This is a genomic window from Neobacillus sp. Soil_C_43 (genome assembly GCF_057656715.1).
On sequence record NZ_JBDGJV010000005.1, the window covers coordinates 57,098 to 71,027 of the forward strand.

The 13,930-nt window shown below is 38.7% G+C and carries 21 protein-coding genes and 1 riboswitch; of the genes, 7 read left to right on the forward strand and 14 right to left on the reverse strand.

Going from position 1 to position 13,930, the window contains the following annotated elements; genetic code table 11:
* The first annotated feature begins 33 nt into the window (after nucleotides 1–33).
* Nucleotides 34–1,866: an aldehyde ferredoxin oxidoreductase family protein gene (locus AC3A54_RS09050; RefSeq protein WP_487654199.1), complete on the forward strand. Its 1,833-nt coding sequence runs from the start codon at nucleotides 34–36 to the stop codon at nucleotides 1,864–1,866.
* A gap of 48 nt (nucleotides 1,867–1,914) precedes the next feature.
* Here the strand turns inward: AC3A54_RS09050 and AC3A54_RS09055 are convergent, their stop codons facing one another.
* The 14 genes from AC3A54_RS09055 to AC3A54_RS09120 all read right to left on the reverse strand — a co-directional run bounded on the left by AC3A54_RS09055 (nucleotide 1,915) and on the right by AC3A54_RS09120 (nucleotide 11,416).
* Nucleotides 1,915–2,187 (reverse strand): MoaD-like domain-containing protein, encoded by a 273-nt coding sequence (locus tag AC3A54_RS09055; RefSeq protein WP_487654200.1) that lies wholly within the window; start codon nucleotides 2,185–2,187, stop codon nucleotides 1,915–1,917.
* Between the two features lies 1 nt (nucleotide 2,188).
* Nucleotides 2,189–2,461 carry a ubiquitin-like small modifier protein 1 gene (locus AC3A54_RS09060; RefSeq protein WP_308080577.1) on the reverse strand — a complete coding sequence of 91 codons (273 nt, stop codon included), beginning with the start codon at nucleotides 2,459–2,461 and terminating at the stop codon, nucleotides 2,189–2,191.
* Nucleotides 2,462–2,540: 79 nt separating this feature from the next.
* Nucleotides 2,541–2,900 carry a YisL family protein gene (locus tag AC3A54_RS09065; protein WP_487654201.1) on the reverse strand — a complete coding sequence of 120 codons (360 nt, stop codon included), beginning with the start codon at nucleotides 2,898–2,900 and terminating at the stop codon, nucleotides 2,541–2,543.
* Between the two features lie 100 nt (nucleotides 2,901–3,000).
* Nucleotides 3,001–3,909, reverse strand: coding sequence for a fumarylacetoacetate hydrolase family protein (locus AC3A54_RS09070; protein WP_487654202.1), 909 nt, complete (start codon nucleotides 3,907–3,909; stop codon nucleotides 3,001–3,003).
* Between the two features lie 93 nt (nucleotides 3,910–4,002).
* Complete coding sequence (locus AC3A54_RS09075; protein ID WP_335547941.1) at nucleotides 4,003–4,926, reverse strand: type II secretion system F family protein; 924 nt, start codon at nucleotides 4,924–4,926, stop codon at nucleotides 4,003–4,005.
* A gap of 3 nt (nucleotides 4,927–4,929) precedes the next feature.
* The gene (locus AC3A54_RS09080; RefSeq protein WP_487654203.1) at nucleotides 4,930–5,895 is read right to left on the reverse strand and encodes a type II secretion system F family protein; all 966 of its coding nucleotides are present in this window, start codon (nucleotides 5,893–5,895) and stop codon (nucleotides 4,930–4,932) included.
* Nucleotides 5,892–7,343, reverse strand: coding sequence for a TadA family conjugal transfer-associated ATPase (locus AC3A54_RS09085; protein ID WP_487654204.1), 1,452 nt, complete (start codon nucleotides 7,341–7,343; stop codon nucleotides 5,892–5,894). Before AC3A54_RS09085 ends, AC3A54_RS09080 begins: the two co-directional genes overlap by 4 nt.
* A 13-nt stretch (nucleotides 7,344–7,356) precedes the next feature.
* Nucleotides 7,357–8,199, reverse strand: a complete 843-nt coding sequence (locus AC3A54_RS09090) for a CpaE/TadZ family protein (protein ID WP_487654205.1) — start codon at nucleotides 8,197–8,199, stop codon at nucleotides 7,357–7,359.
* 20 nt (nucleotides 8,200–8,219) lie between these two features.
* Nucleotides 8,220–8,921, reverse strand: coding sequence for a Flp pilus assembly protein CpaB (cpaB, locus tag AC3A54_RS09095; RefSeq protein WP_487654206.1), 702 nt, complete (start codon nucleotides 8,919–8,921; stop codon nucleotides 8,220–8,222).
* A 10-nt stretch (nucleotides 8,922–8,931) separates the two neighbouring features.
* A complete protein-coding gene (locus AC3A54_RS09100) occupies nucleotides 8,932–9,849 on the reverse strand; it encodes a pilus assembly protein TadG-related protein (RefSeq protein ID WP_487654207.1) in 918 nt (305 codons plus the stop codon).
* A gap of 9 nt (nucleotides 9,850–9,858) precedes the next feature.
* Complete coding sequence (locus tag AC3A54_RS09105; RefSeq protein WP_487654208.1) at nucleotides 9,859–10,242, reverse strand: TadE/TadG family type IV pilus assembly protein; 384 nt, start codon at nucleotides 10,240–10,242, stop codon at nucleotides 9,859–9,861.
* Nucleotides 10,239–10,748: an A24 family peptidase gene (locus AC3A54_RS09110; RefSeq protein WP_487654209.1), complete on the reverse strand. Its 510-nt coding sequence runs from the start codon at nucleotides 10,746–10,748 to the stop codon at nucleotides 10,239–10,241. The genes AC3A54_RS09105 and AC3A54_RS09110 overlap by 4 nt, the downstream gene beginning before the upstream one ends.
* A gap of 103 nt (nucleotides 10,749–10,851) precedes the next feature.
* Nucleotides 10,852–11,058: a Flp family type IVb pilin gene (locus tag AC3A54_RS09115; RefSeq protein ID WP_335547953.1), complete on the reverse strand. Its 207-nt coding sequence runs from the start codon at nucleotides 11,056–11,058 to the stop codon at nucleotides 10,852–10,854.
* Between the two features lie 16 nt (nucleotides 11,059–11,074).
* Nucleotides 11,075–11,416, reverse strand: a complete 342-nt coding sequence (locus tag AC3A54_RS09120) for a DUF192 domain-containing protein (protein WP_308080590.1) — start codon at nucleotides 11,414–11,416, stop codon at nucleotides 11,075–11,077.
* Nucleotides 11,417–11,543: 127 nt separating this feature from the next.
* A riboswitch (cyclic di-GMP riboswitch) is annotated at nucleotides 11,544–11,630 on the reverse strand.
* Between the two features lie 261 nt (nucleotides 11,631–11,891).
* Between AC3A54_RS09120 and AC3A54_RS09125 the strand changes: the two genes are divergently transcribed.
* From AC3A54_RS09125 to AC3A54_RS09150, 6 genes are all read left to right on the forward strand, one after another.
* The gene (locus AC3A54_RS09125) at nucleotides 11,892–12,113 is read left to right on the forward strand and encodes a spore germination protein (protein ID WP_487654210.1); all 222 of its coding nucleotides are present in this window, start codon (nucleotides 11,892–11,894) and stop codon (nucleotides 12,111–12,113) included.
* A gap of 17 nt (nucleotides 12,114–12,130) precedes the next feature.
* Nucleotides 12,131–12,373 carry a spore germination protein GerPB gene (locus AC3A54_RS09130; RefSeq protein WP_487654211.1) on the forward strand — a complete coding sequence of 81 codons (243 nt, stop codon included), beginning with the start codon at nucleotides 12,131–12,133 and terminating at the stop codon, nucleotides 12,371–12,373.
* A gap of 63 nt (nucleotides 12,374–12,436) precedes the next feature.
* On the forward strand, nucleotides 12,437–13,051 hold the full coding sequence (gene gerPC / locus AC3A54_RS09135; RefSeq protein ID WP_487654212.1) for a spore germination protein GerPC: 615 nt from the start codon (nucleotides 12,437–12,439) through the stop codon (nucleotides 13,049–13,051).
* Nucleotides 13,048–13,230 carry a spore gernimation protein GerPD gene (locus AC3A54_RS09140; RefSeq protein WP_308080594.1) on the forward strand — a complete coding sequence of 61 codons (183 nt, stop codon included), beginning with the start codon at nucleotides 13,048–13,050 and terminating at the stop codon, nucleotides 13,228–13,230. The genes gerPC and AC3A54_RS09140 overlap by 4 nt, the downstream gene beginning before the upstream one ends.
* 2 nt (nucleotides 13,231–13,232) lie before the next feature.
* Entirely contained in the window at nucleotides 13,233–13,631 is a 399-nt protein-coding gene (locus AC3A54_RS09145) for a spore germination protein GerPE (RefSeq protein ID WP_487654213.1), read from the forward strand.
* A gap of 54 nt (nucleotides 13,632–13,685) precedes the next feature.
* On the forward strand, nucleotides 13,686–13,904 hold the full coding sequence (locus AC3A54_RS09150) for a spore germination protein (protein WP_308080596.1): 219 nt from the start codon (nucleotides 13,686–13,688) through the stop codon (nucleotides 13,902–13,904).
* Nucleotides 13,905–13,930 lie beyond the last annotated feature (26 nt).

The window sequence follows — 13,930 nt, forward strand, 5'->3', positions numbered from 1 at the left end:
TAATTTTATTTACATGAAAGAGGGGGAAAAACTTTGAATCTAGGTGGTTTTAAGAACAAAGAAGTGTTAGTTGACTTAACCAGTGGAACAGTTGATTACAGACCCATCAACGAAGAAGATGCGATTAAGTACATAGGTGGTCGTGGCCTAGGTGTTAAGTATGTACTTGATAACGGTCCTGAAGTGGAACCGCTTTCAGAGGAGAACATCTTATGTTTTATGACTGGCCCTGTGACTGGTTCACGCTCTTCCATGAGTGGACGACTTTGTGTTGTTACGAAATCTCCACTTACAGGAACAGTAACAGATTCACATATCGGCGGATGGACTGCTGCACGTTTGAAGTGGGCAGGAGTCGATAATCTTATCTTCTCAGGTAAAAGCGATAAACCAGTATACCTCTATATTGAAGATGGAAAAGCTGAGCTTCTCGATGCTTCTAATTTATGGGGAACAAGTACAAGAGAATTTATTAAAGCAATGAAAGATCAGTATGGTGAAGATGACCTTAGTGTAATGACCATTGGTCAAGCGGGTGAAAACACTGTTCGCTTTGCTTCATTTATTAATGAACATGACCGTGCAGCAGGACGTGGTGGTACAGCAGCTGTTGCAGGCTATAAAAAATTAAAGGCTATTGTCATTAAAGCCGCACAAAAAGGTAATATGCCACAGCCTAAATTAGACAGTGAGTACAAAGAAGCAAACAAAAAAGCTGTAAAAGCGATTCTAGATGGCGGTTTAACTGCACCTAATAAGGGCGGTCTTTCTGTTTACGGAACCAACGTATTAACTAACCTTATTAATGAGGTAGGAGCACTTCCAACCAAGAACTCTCAATTAACACATTGGGATGAAGCAGAAAAACACAGTGGTGAATATGTAAACACACATTTACGTGTCGCAAACAATACATGCCATGCCTGCCCAGTTGGCTGTAAAATTGAGGTAGAAGTGAAAGATGGTAAGTATAAGACACGCGTAGAGAGTATTGAATTTGAATCTGCTTGGTCACTTGGCTCTAACTGTCTATTAAGTGATGCTGAAGCAATTTCATATATGATCGACCGTTGTAACGAGTATGGCCTCGATACCATTGAGCTTGGCCATTGTTTCTCTGTTACTATGGAAGCTTTCGAGAAAGGCATCATTTCCGAAGAGTTAATCTGGGGAGATGCTGATTCCATGATCGATTTAACGAAGAAAATTGCTTTCCGTGAAGGATTTGGCGGTATTCTTGCCGAAGGTCCTGCACGCGCTACTGCATCTTGGGGGGCTCCTGAACTTTCTATGTCTGTTAAGGGCCAATCTATCCCTGCCTATGACCCACGCGGTATTCAAGGGATTGGATTAGGATATGCAACTAGTAACCGTGGTGCCTGCCACCTACGCGGCTATACTGTAGCAAGTGAAATTGCCGGGATTCCAGAACCAACTGACCGCCTAAAACCAGAAGGTAAAGGTGAACTATTAAAGATATTCCAAGATATGCTTGCATTCTCTGATTCTATGAACATCTGTAAGTTCTCATCATTCTCTGAAAATGCAGAGCATTATGCTGAGCAGTATAGTACTATGACTGGCGTTTCTTTGACAGCTGAGGATGTCATGAAGGCTGGAGAAAGAATTTACAACCTTGAGCGCTATTATAATAACCTAGCAGGGTTTAATAAGCGTGAAGATGATTTCCTTCCAAAACGCTTTACAGAAGAACCAGCATCGGGTAATAGTGCCGGACATGTAAGCCGTATGGATATCATGCTTGAAGAATATTATCAAGTCCGCGGCTGGAAAGATGGCATCGCAACAGAAGAAAAGCTTCGTGAATTAGGGATTATTGGACCTGAAGTCACACAAACAATCTAGCAATTAAAAAGAGGAAGACTCCAGTTTAATTCGAGTCTTCCTCTTTTTTTAACCACCAATTCTAGTGGTTTTATAGCGATAATTTTTAATAAGCTCTTCAAGTTCATTTTCGTTATTTGCAATAAAACGAATGTGGACTGAATTGACTTTAAATACAGAAGTGAGCGCAATTTCTTCTTCGGCTAAAATTTGCCCACTCCATTCGTCTGCTTTATAAGTGTATGGAAATGTGTCAGTTACTAGAGTGGCTCCAAGTTCTTCAAAATACATGCCAAGGTGTTTCCGGTTAATTCCACGAAACTCTAAGTCTTTCATTTCCATATTAACCACCTGCAACGGGCGGAAAGAGAGCAAATTGATCCTTTTCATCTACCTTCGTCTGAAGGTCATCAAGATGGATGATATTTCTGCCATTCACATATACATGAACGAACGGAAGGAGTGTTTTCTCAGAAGTAAATAGTTCATCCTGTAACTCTGGGAACATTTCGACCATCTTATCCAAAACATCTATGACTCGATCCCCATCAGGCAACACCTCAACAGTTACCCCACCACATATTTGTCGGAGATTAGCAAAAACCTTTACTATCATCCAGTCTCTCTCCTCTCTTTATTTAAAGGGGACAGTCCCCCACTGCGCTAAAGCGCTGGGGGACTGTCCCCTTCTCTTTTTATGGATGTAAAAATGACATAGGCAGTTTTACAAAGCCTAGGTATAAAACTAGTAGGAAGGCAACAACAAACTGGATCCAAAAAACGGATGTATTTCTGTTGTTTTTCGCACGTCCAAGAATCATTTCAAATAATCCAATCACCCAAAGTCCCGCGACTGCTTTCAAAATATACCAGACATCAATTTTATTAACCATGAAAAGAAGTCCTATACCTGAAGCAATAATAAGTATGTATAATACTCGTAAAATCATTTGGACAATTTTTAAGCCTTTTTCTTTTCCACTTTTATGTAGGGAAAGTGCAACAAAAAATAAAATTAGAGCTAAAACCCATGCTGTAATATGACCGTGAATCATTTAATGGCCTCCTTAAGAGTGTTATTAGAGACTATCATACCATAGGCAATATAAAAATACGAAGATTAGTATGTCTAAATAGTAACAAACTTTGATAGCTTTATTCTTCAATCGTATTCGTTAATGTTCCGATGCTTTCTACAAAGATTTCAATTTGATCTCCCGGCTTTAGAAATCTAGAAGGGTTAAATCCTTTCCCTACCCCGGCTGGAGTTCCTGTTGCGATAATATCGCCTGGTTCAAGTGTTATACCTGCTGATAGTACAGAGATTATATCTTCAATTTGAAAAATAAACTTCTCGGTATTAGAACTTTGTCTTACTTCTCCATTTACTTTTGTTTCAATGTGTAGGTGGTTAGGATTTTCAATTAAGCTTTTATGCACAATCCATGGTCCCATTGGACAGGTGGTATCTAAACTCTTCCCTATGAAAAATTGCTTATGCTTAGCTTGAAGGTCTCTAGCAGTCACATCATTAATAATGGTATAACCAAAAACATAATCAAGCGCCTCTTCCTTTTTGATTCCGCTTCCCTTTTTCCCAATAATGACTGCTAGTTCCCCTTCATAATCAAGTTGTTTTGTTACAGACTGATGATTTAAAACAACGGTACCCGGCCCGGTAACAGTTGTAGGTGCCTTCGTAAAGACCATTACATGTTCTGGGATATCCTCAGCACTTCCCAATTCAAGAGCATGCTCAACGTAATTCTTACCTACACAAAAGATATTCTTGGTTGGCCTTGGAATGGGAGCTAGCAAGTTGACTTCTTCAATAGGAAGATAATAGGTTTCAGTTTTCCCAATAGTTTCTACCCAATCCAGCAAGTTTTGAACTTGATCAATAAAAGTGTCACCTAGTGCAATACATTCTTGCATAGAAGCAGGAAATATGTTATTACCCGTCCTTGCCTCCTCTGTTGGATTTAATAATAAGACCTTTTTATTCTCAGCATCTACTACCCCAACAAAGTTTTCTTTACCTTGATGAACTGTTACAAATCTCATAATTATCACCTCAAAATGAATTCATTACAACTATAATAATAGAATAAACAGAACAGTCTAACAAATTAAAAGCACCCTTGGCGAAGGGTGCTTTTAACTATTTTTAAAGGTTTCGATAAATTGAATCACCGCTGGTCCCAGCAGAACGATGAAAAGACTAGGAAAAATGAAAAGGACTAATGGAAAAAGCATTTTAATTGGCGCTTTCATGGCTGTTTCTTCTGCTCGTTGCTTTCTTTGTTCCCTGACTTCATTGGCAATGACTCTCAACACTTGGACCATTCCTATTCCAAGCTTTTCCGCCTGCAAAACACTTCCAATAAATGATTTTATTTCATCAACATTCAGTCTCTCTTTGATTCCTGTCAATGCCTCTCTCCGCGTTTTACCGAGACGAATTTCCTCCAAACATCGGTGTAACTCCATAGCGAGAGGACCTTCCTTTTTTGCAACCACTTTGGTTATCGCGGCATCAAATCCAAGCCCTGCTTCAAGACTAACCGTCAATAGATCTAAAATATCTGGAAATTCTCTTAATGCCATATGGTTCCTAGCCTTCGTTTTCTGCTTTAAATAGAAATGGGGGGCAAAAAAGCCAATAAGGATTCCAAAAAGAATAAAGACTATAACTATACCTTTTCCAGCGTCTAATAGAGCACCATAACCAAAAAAGATAAGTGGAAGGACAACAATGGAAATCATCTGAATTAATCGGAAGTCAACAGCCGTCATACCAAAGGGACTACCTGCCATTTGGACCTTCTTGTCAATCTTGGCTTCCTTCTCCCCTGGCATTCTCTTTTTAAAACTCTTTTTAAATTCCACAAATATTGGCATGATAAATCGTTTATAAAAGGATTGATGTTTTTCTTCATTTATCTCAGGTTTCTTTTCTTGTTCATTATTTAAAATAAAGAAATTTAATCGTTCCTGAACCGAAACTTTTTTCTCCGTTCTTAGCAGAAAAATACCATAGATACCTAAGGTAACAGTTAAAAATACTAATAGGTAAATCATCTCCTACACCTCTATAGTAGTGATTTTTTTAATTAAAATAAACCCGATAATACCTGAAATGACCCCTGCACCTACCATAGCTAAGCCAATTGGATGACGAAAAAGCCCACCAATATAATCCGGCTGGATTAAGTAAAGAAGAAATCCTAGAATAACTGGTAATAATGCAATAACATAACCAGATAATTTCCCTTGTGCTGTAAGCGTTGTAATTTGTCTTTGTATTTTAGTGCGATCGCGAATGGTTTCAATAATCTTATCGAGCACAGTGGCTAGATTGCCGCCAACCTGACGTTGAATCAAAATCGCCTGGATCATTAAATCTAAGTCCTCACTCGGCATTCGTTCGTTTAGATCATTGAGTGCATCTTCAATGCCTTTACCATATTGCATTTCCTTTAGTACATAATCCATTTCTTCCTTAATTGGGGAAGAAGCTTCTTCTGCCACCGACTTTAAAGCTTGCGGGAAGCTAAAGCCTGCCCTCAAACTACCTACAATCGTGGTAATCATATCTGCAAGACCTTCATTGAACTTTGTTACTCTTTCCCGCTGTTTCTTTTTTAGATACCATTTGGGCATTAAGAAACCTATTACACTGCCAAAGGGGAGAAATATCCAATTATCCATTACCAAGTAAAAAAGCCCACCAATAAGAATTGTTAAAATCCATTGAAAGAGGATGTATTCTTCTGGTTTTAACGGCAGCCCAGCTTGAGCTATTTTTATTTCAAGCCGATTGTTTTTTTCCTTGGAAAGAACTTTCTTTTGAACTCTTTCTTTTATTATTTGAATAAAAGATATTTGTTTACCTTCCACTTTCTTCTGACTTACCTTTTCTTCCTCAATAGATAAGTAATGCTGCATTCGAATTTGCAATGTATTTTCTGAGCGAAAAAACAATCTGAGTATCAACCAAAAGAATAAAATGGATGTTAATAAAAAGAAGAGTATGAGCAGGGATATCATTTTCGCCACTCCTCATGATGATCGATAAACACTGAAGCTGGAATATGAATACCAGAAGCCTCCAGCTTCTCATAAAATTTCGGTCTAACACCCGTTGGAACAAGCCTTCCAATGATTTTTCCTTCAGGGTTCAAGCCTTCTTGTTGAAAGGTAAAAATATCTTGAAGGACAATGATATCGCCTTCCATTCCTTGTACTTCTGTTATGTTAGTAATTTTTCTCGAGCCATCTTTTAAACGAGATTGTTGGATTATAACGTCAATAGCACCTGCTATTTGTTCCCTAATTGCTTTAACAGGCAGGTCCACACCAGCTAATAGAACCATTGTTTCAAGTCTGGAAATCATATCCCTTGGGCTATTTGAGTGTCCTGTAGCTAGTGACCCATCATGACCCGTATTCATGGCTTGGAGCATATCTAGGGCCTCTCCACCACGAACCTCACCAATAATGACTCTGTCAGGCCTCATCCTTAATGAGTTCCTAACAAGGTCACGAATGGAGATTGAGCCTTTTCCTTCAATATTAGGCGGACGGGATTCTAATGATACCACATGCTCTTGTCCTAGTTGAATTTCGGCTGCATCCTCAATTGTGACGATTCTTTCATCATCGGGAATAAAATTGGACAAGACATTGAGTGTCGTTGTTTTACCTGAACCTGTTCCACCACTTACAAAAATATTTAGCCTTGCTTTTACGCATGCATCAAGGAAAATTGCCATTTCCTCTGTAACTGTTCCGAAGTTGATTAAGTCTTCAATCTGGTAAGGGTCCTTTGAGAACTTACGAATCGTAATCGTTGGTCCATTTAAAGCTAAAGGGGGAATGATGGCATTTACACGAGAGCCATCTGGAAGTCTGGCATCCACCATTGGTGAGCTTTCATCAATTCTTCGACCGAGTGGAGCAACAATTTTTTCGATTACACTCATCACATGTTCATTATCACGAAATTGTACCGGTGTTAGAACTAGCTTCCCTTTCCGCTCACAATACACTTGATTAGGCCCATTTACCATTACCTCGGAAACGTCCTCATCCAAAAGAAGTGGATTTATAGGACCAAATCCAGTTAAATCATTGATTAGTTCACTAACCACTTTTTTTCTATCAATCTGACCACGGAAATCCTCGTCATCTTTAATAATTTCTACAGCCATACCATCTAGTTGTGGAATGATTTCTTCAATTTCCTGTTCTTTTAACTCATGTAATATCTTTTTATGGAGAACATTCTTTAGCTCCTGGTTTTTGTCTAGTTGACGAACCTTTACGTTCTCTTTTTTACTTTCTTTCTTCGTCTCTTTGGATTTTTGCTCCTTAAAGACTTGTCTAACCTCTAACATTGGTGAAGGCGTCGGACTTTCAAGCGTAATATCTATTAATTTTGGTTCTTTAACGAATTGATTGTTGTTCTTTTCTTGGATTCGATTTAATAGACCCATTCAATCAACCCCCTTACGATCGTTTCTTAGAAAACCATTTGGATATTGGATGACTTTTTTTCGTTTTCTGAGTAATTACGCTATTTACGCTTGATAACGACTCTGCCATCTTAAATACGCCTTTTGCGACATCAGATTTCGCATGTTTGATTACAAACGGAACACCAAGATTAATGGATTGCGAACAAATCTGAAAGTCATTAGGAATATATATTGGGTTTTCTGCAGCCAATATTTTTGCTGCATCTTCTGCATTTATAACACTTTCCATATTTGCTCTATTTATAATGATTCTTACCCTGTCTTTAAGACCAAGGATGTCGAGCGTTTCTAAGAAAAGCTTGGTGTTTTTTAATGATGCCATTTCCAAGTTTGTTACCACCAAGATTTGATCCGCCTTTTCAATAAAACGTATGGATTGTTCATTTAAGCCCACTGGTGTATCCACCACAACATAATCATGACCAGTTAAAAGAAGATCTACTATTTTATTGGCTGCTTCATTTGTAACCAAGTCCGCAAATTCCGGCCTTTCTGGTGCAGACAGGACGTTCACTCCACTGCTATGAACGGCCAAATAATTGCTGAGGCTATGCTCATCAATAGATCCGATTCCTTCTAAAACTTCTTTAACAGTAAGAGAAAATTTTAAATCCATCGCTAAGTTTACATCGCCAAATTGAAAATCCCCATCCAATACAGAAACCGAAACATTTTTCTTCCTTAGTGCTACCGCTAAATTTACAGTTAGTGTGGTACGACCAATCCCGCCTTTTGCACTGCAAACAGCAATCATTTTACCACGCTGTGGATTCATATTTTGTTCTGCAGTTTGCATATTATCGTGGCTTGTCATGAATCGTCACCTTCCATTACTTATTGATTTGCCTTTGTATTCGTAGCTTCATCCATTAACGGCCGTTTATTTAGAATGAAGTGAATCTTTCCTTCTTCTGAAGCATTGACTAGCTTTAGCGCATCCACGGGTTTTAGTTCTAATGTTACCGAGCTGTATTCCGTATACGGCTCCTTCGTTTGTTCAGGTGTCTGCATTTTTCTTCCCACAGCTAAAACCCTTGCTTTTTCCAGCAATAAATCTGATTGTGTTATAGAGTTACCTGCAGCATCTTTAGCTACTTTTGTAAGAATAACATCCACTTCATCCTCAGGCTCTATTAAATTCGAGACCGATTGGTTAATGTTTACCCCTACAGTTACAGCACGATACCCTTCCATGACTTTCCTTGATACGTAAACCCCTTCTTCTTTCTCCGATCCAAGTCGATGTGATAGTATGGGCTCCCCTTTTTCAATCATGGCTATTGCTAGTTTTCCTTCTGCATCCGTCACAGACTTTATCGTTTGTGGAAGTACATCTTTCGCCGGTTTTTGTACCACTTCTAATTTGTCTGTCGCAATTTTTTCATTTTTATCTATTTTTTCTTTTGCCACTACCACGTTGGTCATCTCGACCGTAGAAACCTTTTGTGTATTCATCTGCTTCGTATATTGAAAAAACAAAAATGTTGTAATCATTCCCATCACAAGTGATAGCAGTAATACCATTTTCGCCTTCATTTCGCTTCACCTACTCCGTTAATCGTATACTGTATGCTCCCCGGTCCAGAGCACCCACATCAAACGTCCCTGCTCCAGCCCTTTTTATAAAAACTCCTTTTATAGAGGTATCTGTCGAACTCATAGGATCCGTAATATAAAAATAGGCAAAACCAGTGATTTTTATCTGTTTTAATTGATTTGTATCAAAGCCATAAGGTTTATAAACCGGTATAAGCAGAATTCTAGAACAACTACGTAAACTGTAATCACCTGGCGGCTGTGTGCAGCCATTTACCCGTTCATTTATTGCAGATCTTGTACTTCCTGCAATATTCCCTGTTTGCGTGTCAACAACATCGCCTAGTTTTAGAAGTTCCGAATATCCGTATCTTAAATTTTGCTCATAGGTTTTTGCCCCAGGTCCACTAAGTGCCAAGACACCAAAATTTCCTGATGAAACTCCTGATGAGTCTACTTTCAATTGGTACGTTTTGTTATATTCTAGGACAACACTTTCGTCAATCCCTAATGGAGCGGCCCCTACTGCTTTTCCTATCGCTCCTAAGCCTGCTGTAGCTTTGGCTGTGACGTCTGTTTTTTCGAAACCAAATAATTTCATAAATGTCAGGTTAACTGACTTTGTTAACCGTATGGTAACTTTACTCCCCATGTTAATATCTAAATTTGTTAACGTACTAGCAGCTTTATGAGAGTCTAAGATGTATTGAACCGTATTGCTAACCTTTTGTTCTGTATTTGGCAGCTCCTGCGCCCCTGAGAGAACGGCTGCATTTGCAACCTTTTGTAACTTCGCTTTTTCCATATAAATTAGGCTTCCATCTATCGCCAGGCCTGCCATGCATAGAATTGTCATTAGTGAGATTGCACCTAGAATGAGAACATTCCCTTTTTCATCCCTCAGAAATTCATTAAAAAAGTTACGCATTTTTATCCCTCACTCTACGCGAATCGTTGAACTTGTTTCGATGGCAAAATCGGAGGGGAAGAACTTGGAAATCATAGGAGTTAAAAAAGTCATTGGATATTTTAGCTTGACCGTTACATAGTCACCTGAATGCCTGACTGTATCCGCTGGAGTGATTGTCACCTGTAATTTTGTCGTATCCCCTAAATGAATATATTGGTGGGCGAAAGTTGAAATGTCAGCATCCTTCTTCCCAAGACCTCCTTGCCTAACCGTTTCCTGCGCAGCCATCTGCAAATGCGCATAGGAATAGATCACTCTACCAAAATCAAGGATTCCCACTAAAATTAATAGAAAAATAGGAACGATAAGCGCTGTTTCCACCAACGATTGGCCCCGCTCATCCTTTTTCATAGAGAGAATACTCCTGGAAAATAAGCTTGATAGATGGCACCTGCAGCGATGGCTACTCCGTAAGGAAGAGTTGTTTTCATGGAATTACTATCTTCTATTAGCGAAAGCCTCATGCCATGTCGTACGCCATGAATCATGTACAGGAATCTCTTTAACAATCCTTTACGATAAAGGAGAAAAATGATGGCCATGATTCCACCCGCTAGAGCCATATATAAAGATGCCATTAAAACAAAACTAATCCCCTTTAACCCACCAATGACAGCAAGTAGTTTGACATCTCCTGCCCCCATTCCTCCAAGTAGATAGGGAATAAATAATATTCCTAAACCAACAGCTGTGCCAAGAAATGCTTCCGTTAATCCGTGCCATCCTCCGTTAATGGTGTGAAAAAACAATGCTATGATTAAAAAAGGAAATAAGACCGCATTATAAATCTTCCGTTCCTTGATGTCTGTAATAACACATATAGATAAAAGAATGATTAATAAATAATTACTCCACACCTTGAGTCTCTCCTCTCCTAAAGGATTTCATCTTTTTGAAAGAAAATAGCCTCACGTTTTGAGAGAACGCAAGGCTATGTAGAACATCAAGCTTAGAAATATATTAATTAGTGCCGCCAGTTGTATCAGCGGCGTCTGCTCCTGCGCCTGCAATAGCATCTTTAGCATTATTAAATAAAGTTTCAATTTGACCACGCATTGCGATCAAAACTGCCACTACTCCAACCGCAATAAGTCCTAACACCAAACCATACTCAGTCATACCTTGTCCTTGTTCTTCTGTAAATAAAGCTTTCATTTTTTTCATCATTTGTAAAAACCCCTTTTCAATTTATAGTTAAATAGTTTCCAATTTTTGTTTCCGTTTTTTGAATCATGCCTGCTGGCAATTCTAATACTGACTTTGCTCTTTTGTGATACTTTCCTACTGTTGCAGGCTTTACCGTTTCGTCCAGGCCTACAATTTCAAAATCTTCACTTAAGTAAAGGACATCGATGGAATAATTCATGAAGAATGTGTGAATGGATTGGCAGGGTTGGATTAACAAGCCGTGTCCTGCTGGTAAACTTTTCGAAAACATCAGACCTTTTAATCTTTTAAAAAAGGTATCAGCTGTTGATAGATTGTTTGCCAGTTCCGCTCCGTTTGACAGATTCACGACTTTCACTTTTTTCACCTCCGAATAAAAGAAATAACCCCGCCTTTACCGAAAGGGGGGTTAGTAAAATAGACTGCTAAATAGACATAGGAAACCTATGAGTAAATAGTAGTGCTAATATGAAACACCCTGTTCTTTCGGTAACTGGCTGGCGTAGTGCAAAAGCACCTTAGCCCCTGTAGCTTTGCGTCACTGATTTTCATCAGCTTTGCCTTTATCGAGAATCAGTGTTTGTTTGTCCGACTGATCTCTTACTCACATAATAGAACTTTTTCCCCTTAGAGAATATCCTACTAAAATACTATTTTACATCGAAGTTTATAGGTGTTTTTACCTATTTTTCACTTATACCCTTATAAAATCGACATAAAATGCGTATATAATCCTCAATTTACCTCAGTTGCCAATTTTTTTAGGCGAATCATTCACCATACAATCGCCCAGACATATAATTTATAGATATCAATAAAAAAGGATGTTGATCATGCCAGCCATCGTTGGAGTTGCACAGGTTATTACCCTTGGAAGCAGTTCAGTTTTCCATATTGGCGATGTGTATAAAATTATGCCATTATCTACGGCCAAAACTTTCTCTGGAGCTGGCTCCTTTAATACAGGAGAGAGTTTACGTCTCAACAACAACATGAGTTCTACAAATACATCAGACCAAGATGGAATCGATCAACCAATTACCCTCAACGCTTAAAAAATGGGTGGTCTAAAATGAATTACTATATTCAGCAGTCAATTCAAATTAATTTTATACGAATTGGAAGTATTTCCAATTCTTCTGTTATGCAAATTGGAAGTGCTGGAATGATAAAACCTTCAGCATACCTATATAATACAGGGGGATTTACAGCCCCAGCTCCATCCCCCAAGCCAATTCAAGCTCTAGGAAGCTTAGTAGGTACACCCGCCGTTCCGTTACAGGCAGCTGTTAGAAAGCAAGACAATGCAAACTAAGACAAATAATACTTCCAGCTATCTTTTTGGGCTGTTCGAGACTATCTATAGTGAGGTGATTTCATGTATCAGGATTATTCTCAATACCTTCAATGGCTGCAAATGTATATTCAAGCACAGGAAAAGAGAATCGTTACCTTGGAGGCTACTGTTCAAAAAATGCAAGAAGAAATGAAGCAAATAAAGGAGAAGCAACCAATTCGAGTCGATAAAATTGAATATAAATTTGATCAATTGAAGGTAGAAACTCTTGAAGGAACATTAAACATCGGCCTTAATCCTTCTGACTTATCTGAAATTGAAGACTTTGCCGTTCAAAATCAGCAGATGAACGTCACGCCTCCACCGAAGGACCAAATGCAGCGATCCATGAAAATCGAAGAAGCGATTTACAGATATCTTGAGACAGATTTACCTTCAATAGTAGAATCCACCCAAAGAGAATTAAATGTTCCACCGAATGGATCTTATTTATCCTTTATCAAGCAAGATATAACGAAGCAACTTCCTAACCGGATTGAACATCATTTAAAAGCTAATCTACAAAATCAGCGGTCATCAGAAAATACAAATGGTGATGACTTAATCATCGAAGCAATCAAGCAGGAGATTAAAAATGGAGTAAATGTGTTTTTTACAAACCTGCCAGAACACGTGAAAGGGATGAAACCGGAATGAACTTTGAAGTCTATAACCGTGAGCTAATCGTCCAAAATATAAAAATTATTGGGGTAGCCAGCTCGTCATTAGTCTTGGTAGGCGATACGGAATCGATTCAATTAGCATCAACTTTTGATACACCTGCTGAATCCTTAATTATCGGTCCCTTTGTCCCACTGCAATCGGACGTGACTTGATTATGCTTGCCAGAACATCATGTGTCGATGCAATTAATATAGACATCGTCTCGTTTGCTTCTATCCTCCAACTAGGAGATTCCTGTATTATTAATGGATTTTCTAAAGCACTCGCTGTACAAAGGGAAACAGAGCAGTTTTATGGAAATGAAGGGGATCTTTTTTCCTATCCTGTCTATAGTGAGCCAATACCCTTCGAACCAGTAAACGAGGACCTTTTATTTTCTCAACATCACTTAAACCCAGTTATTAAGGTTCATAACATTGACATCATCGCTATTTCATCCTCCTCGCTCTTACATGTAGGTAACAGCAAAGATGTTTCAATGGAGGTACGGGTAAAGCATATCAGACAGCTTCTGCCTATTCCTAGAGAGGAAGATCAAGAACAAGGACAATGATCCACGCATAGGTTAAATATTATATGGAATCAGTCAATGAAAAGGATGTTTTAGATGCCAGCGATTATCGGTCCAGTACAAATTGTTAACGTGGGCGGGGGAATTGTGCAATTTGGGGATGCCTTATATATTTCACCGAAAAGCGGGTCCAAAACAAATGCCGGTTCAGGAGCATTTAATACTGGGGGATTCATTATAACTAATAATGGATTAAGCGGTACGAATGTTCTTGATACAAACCTTATCGACCAGCCTATAGCGGGTAATAATTAAAAAATGAGGATGACTCAATGTCAGCC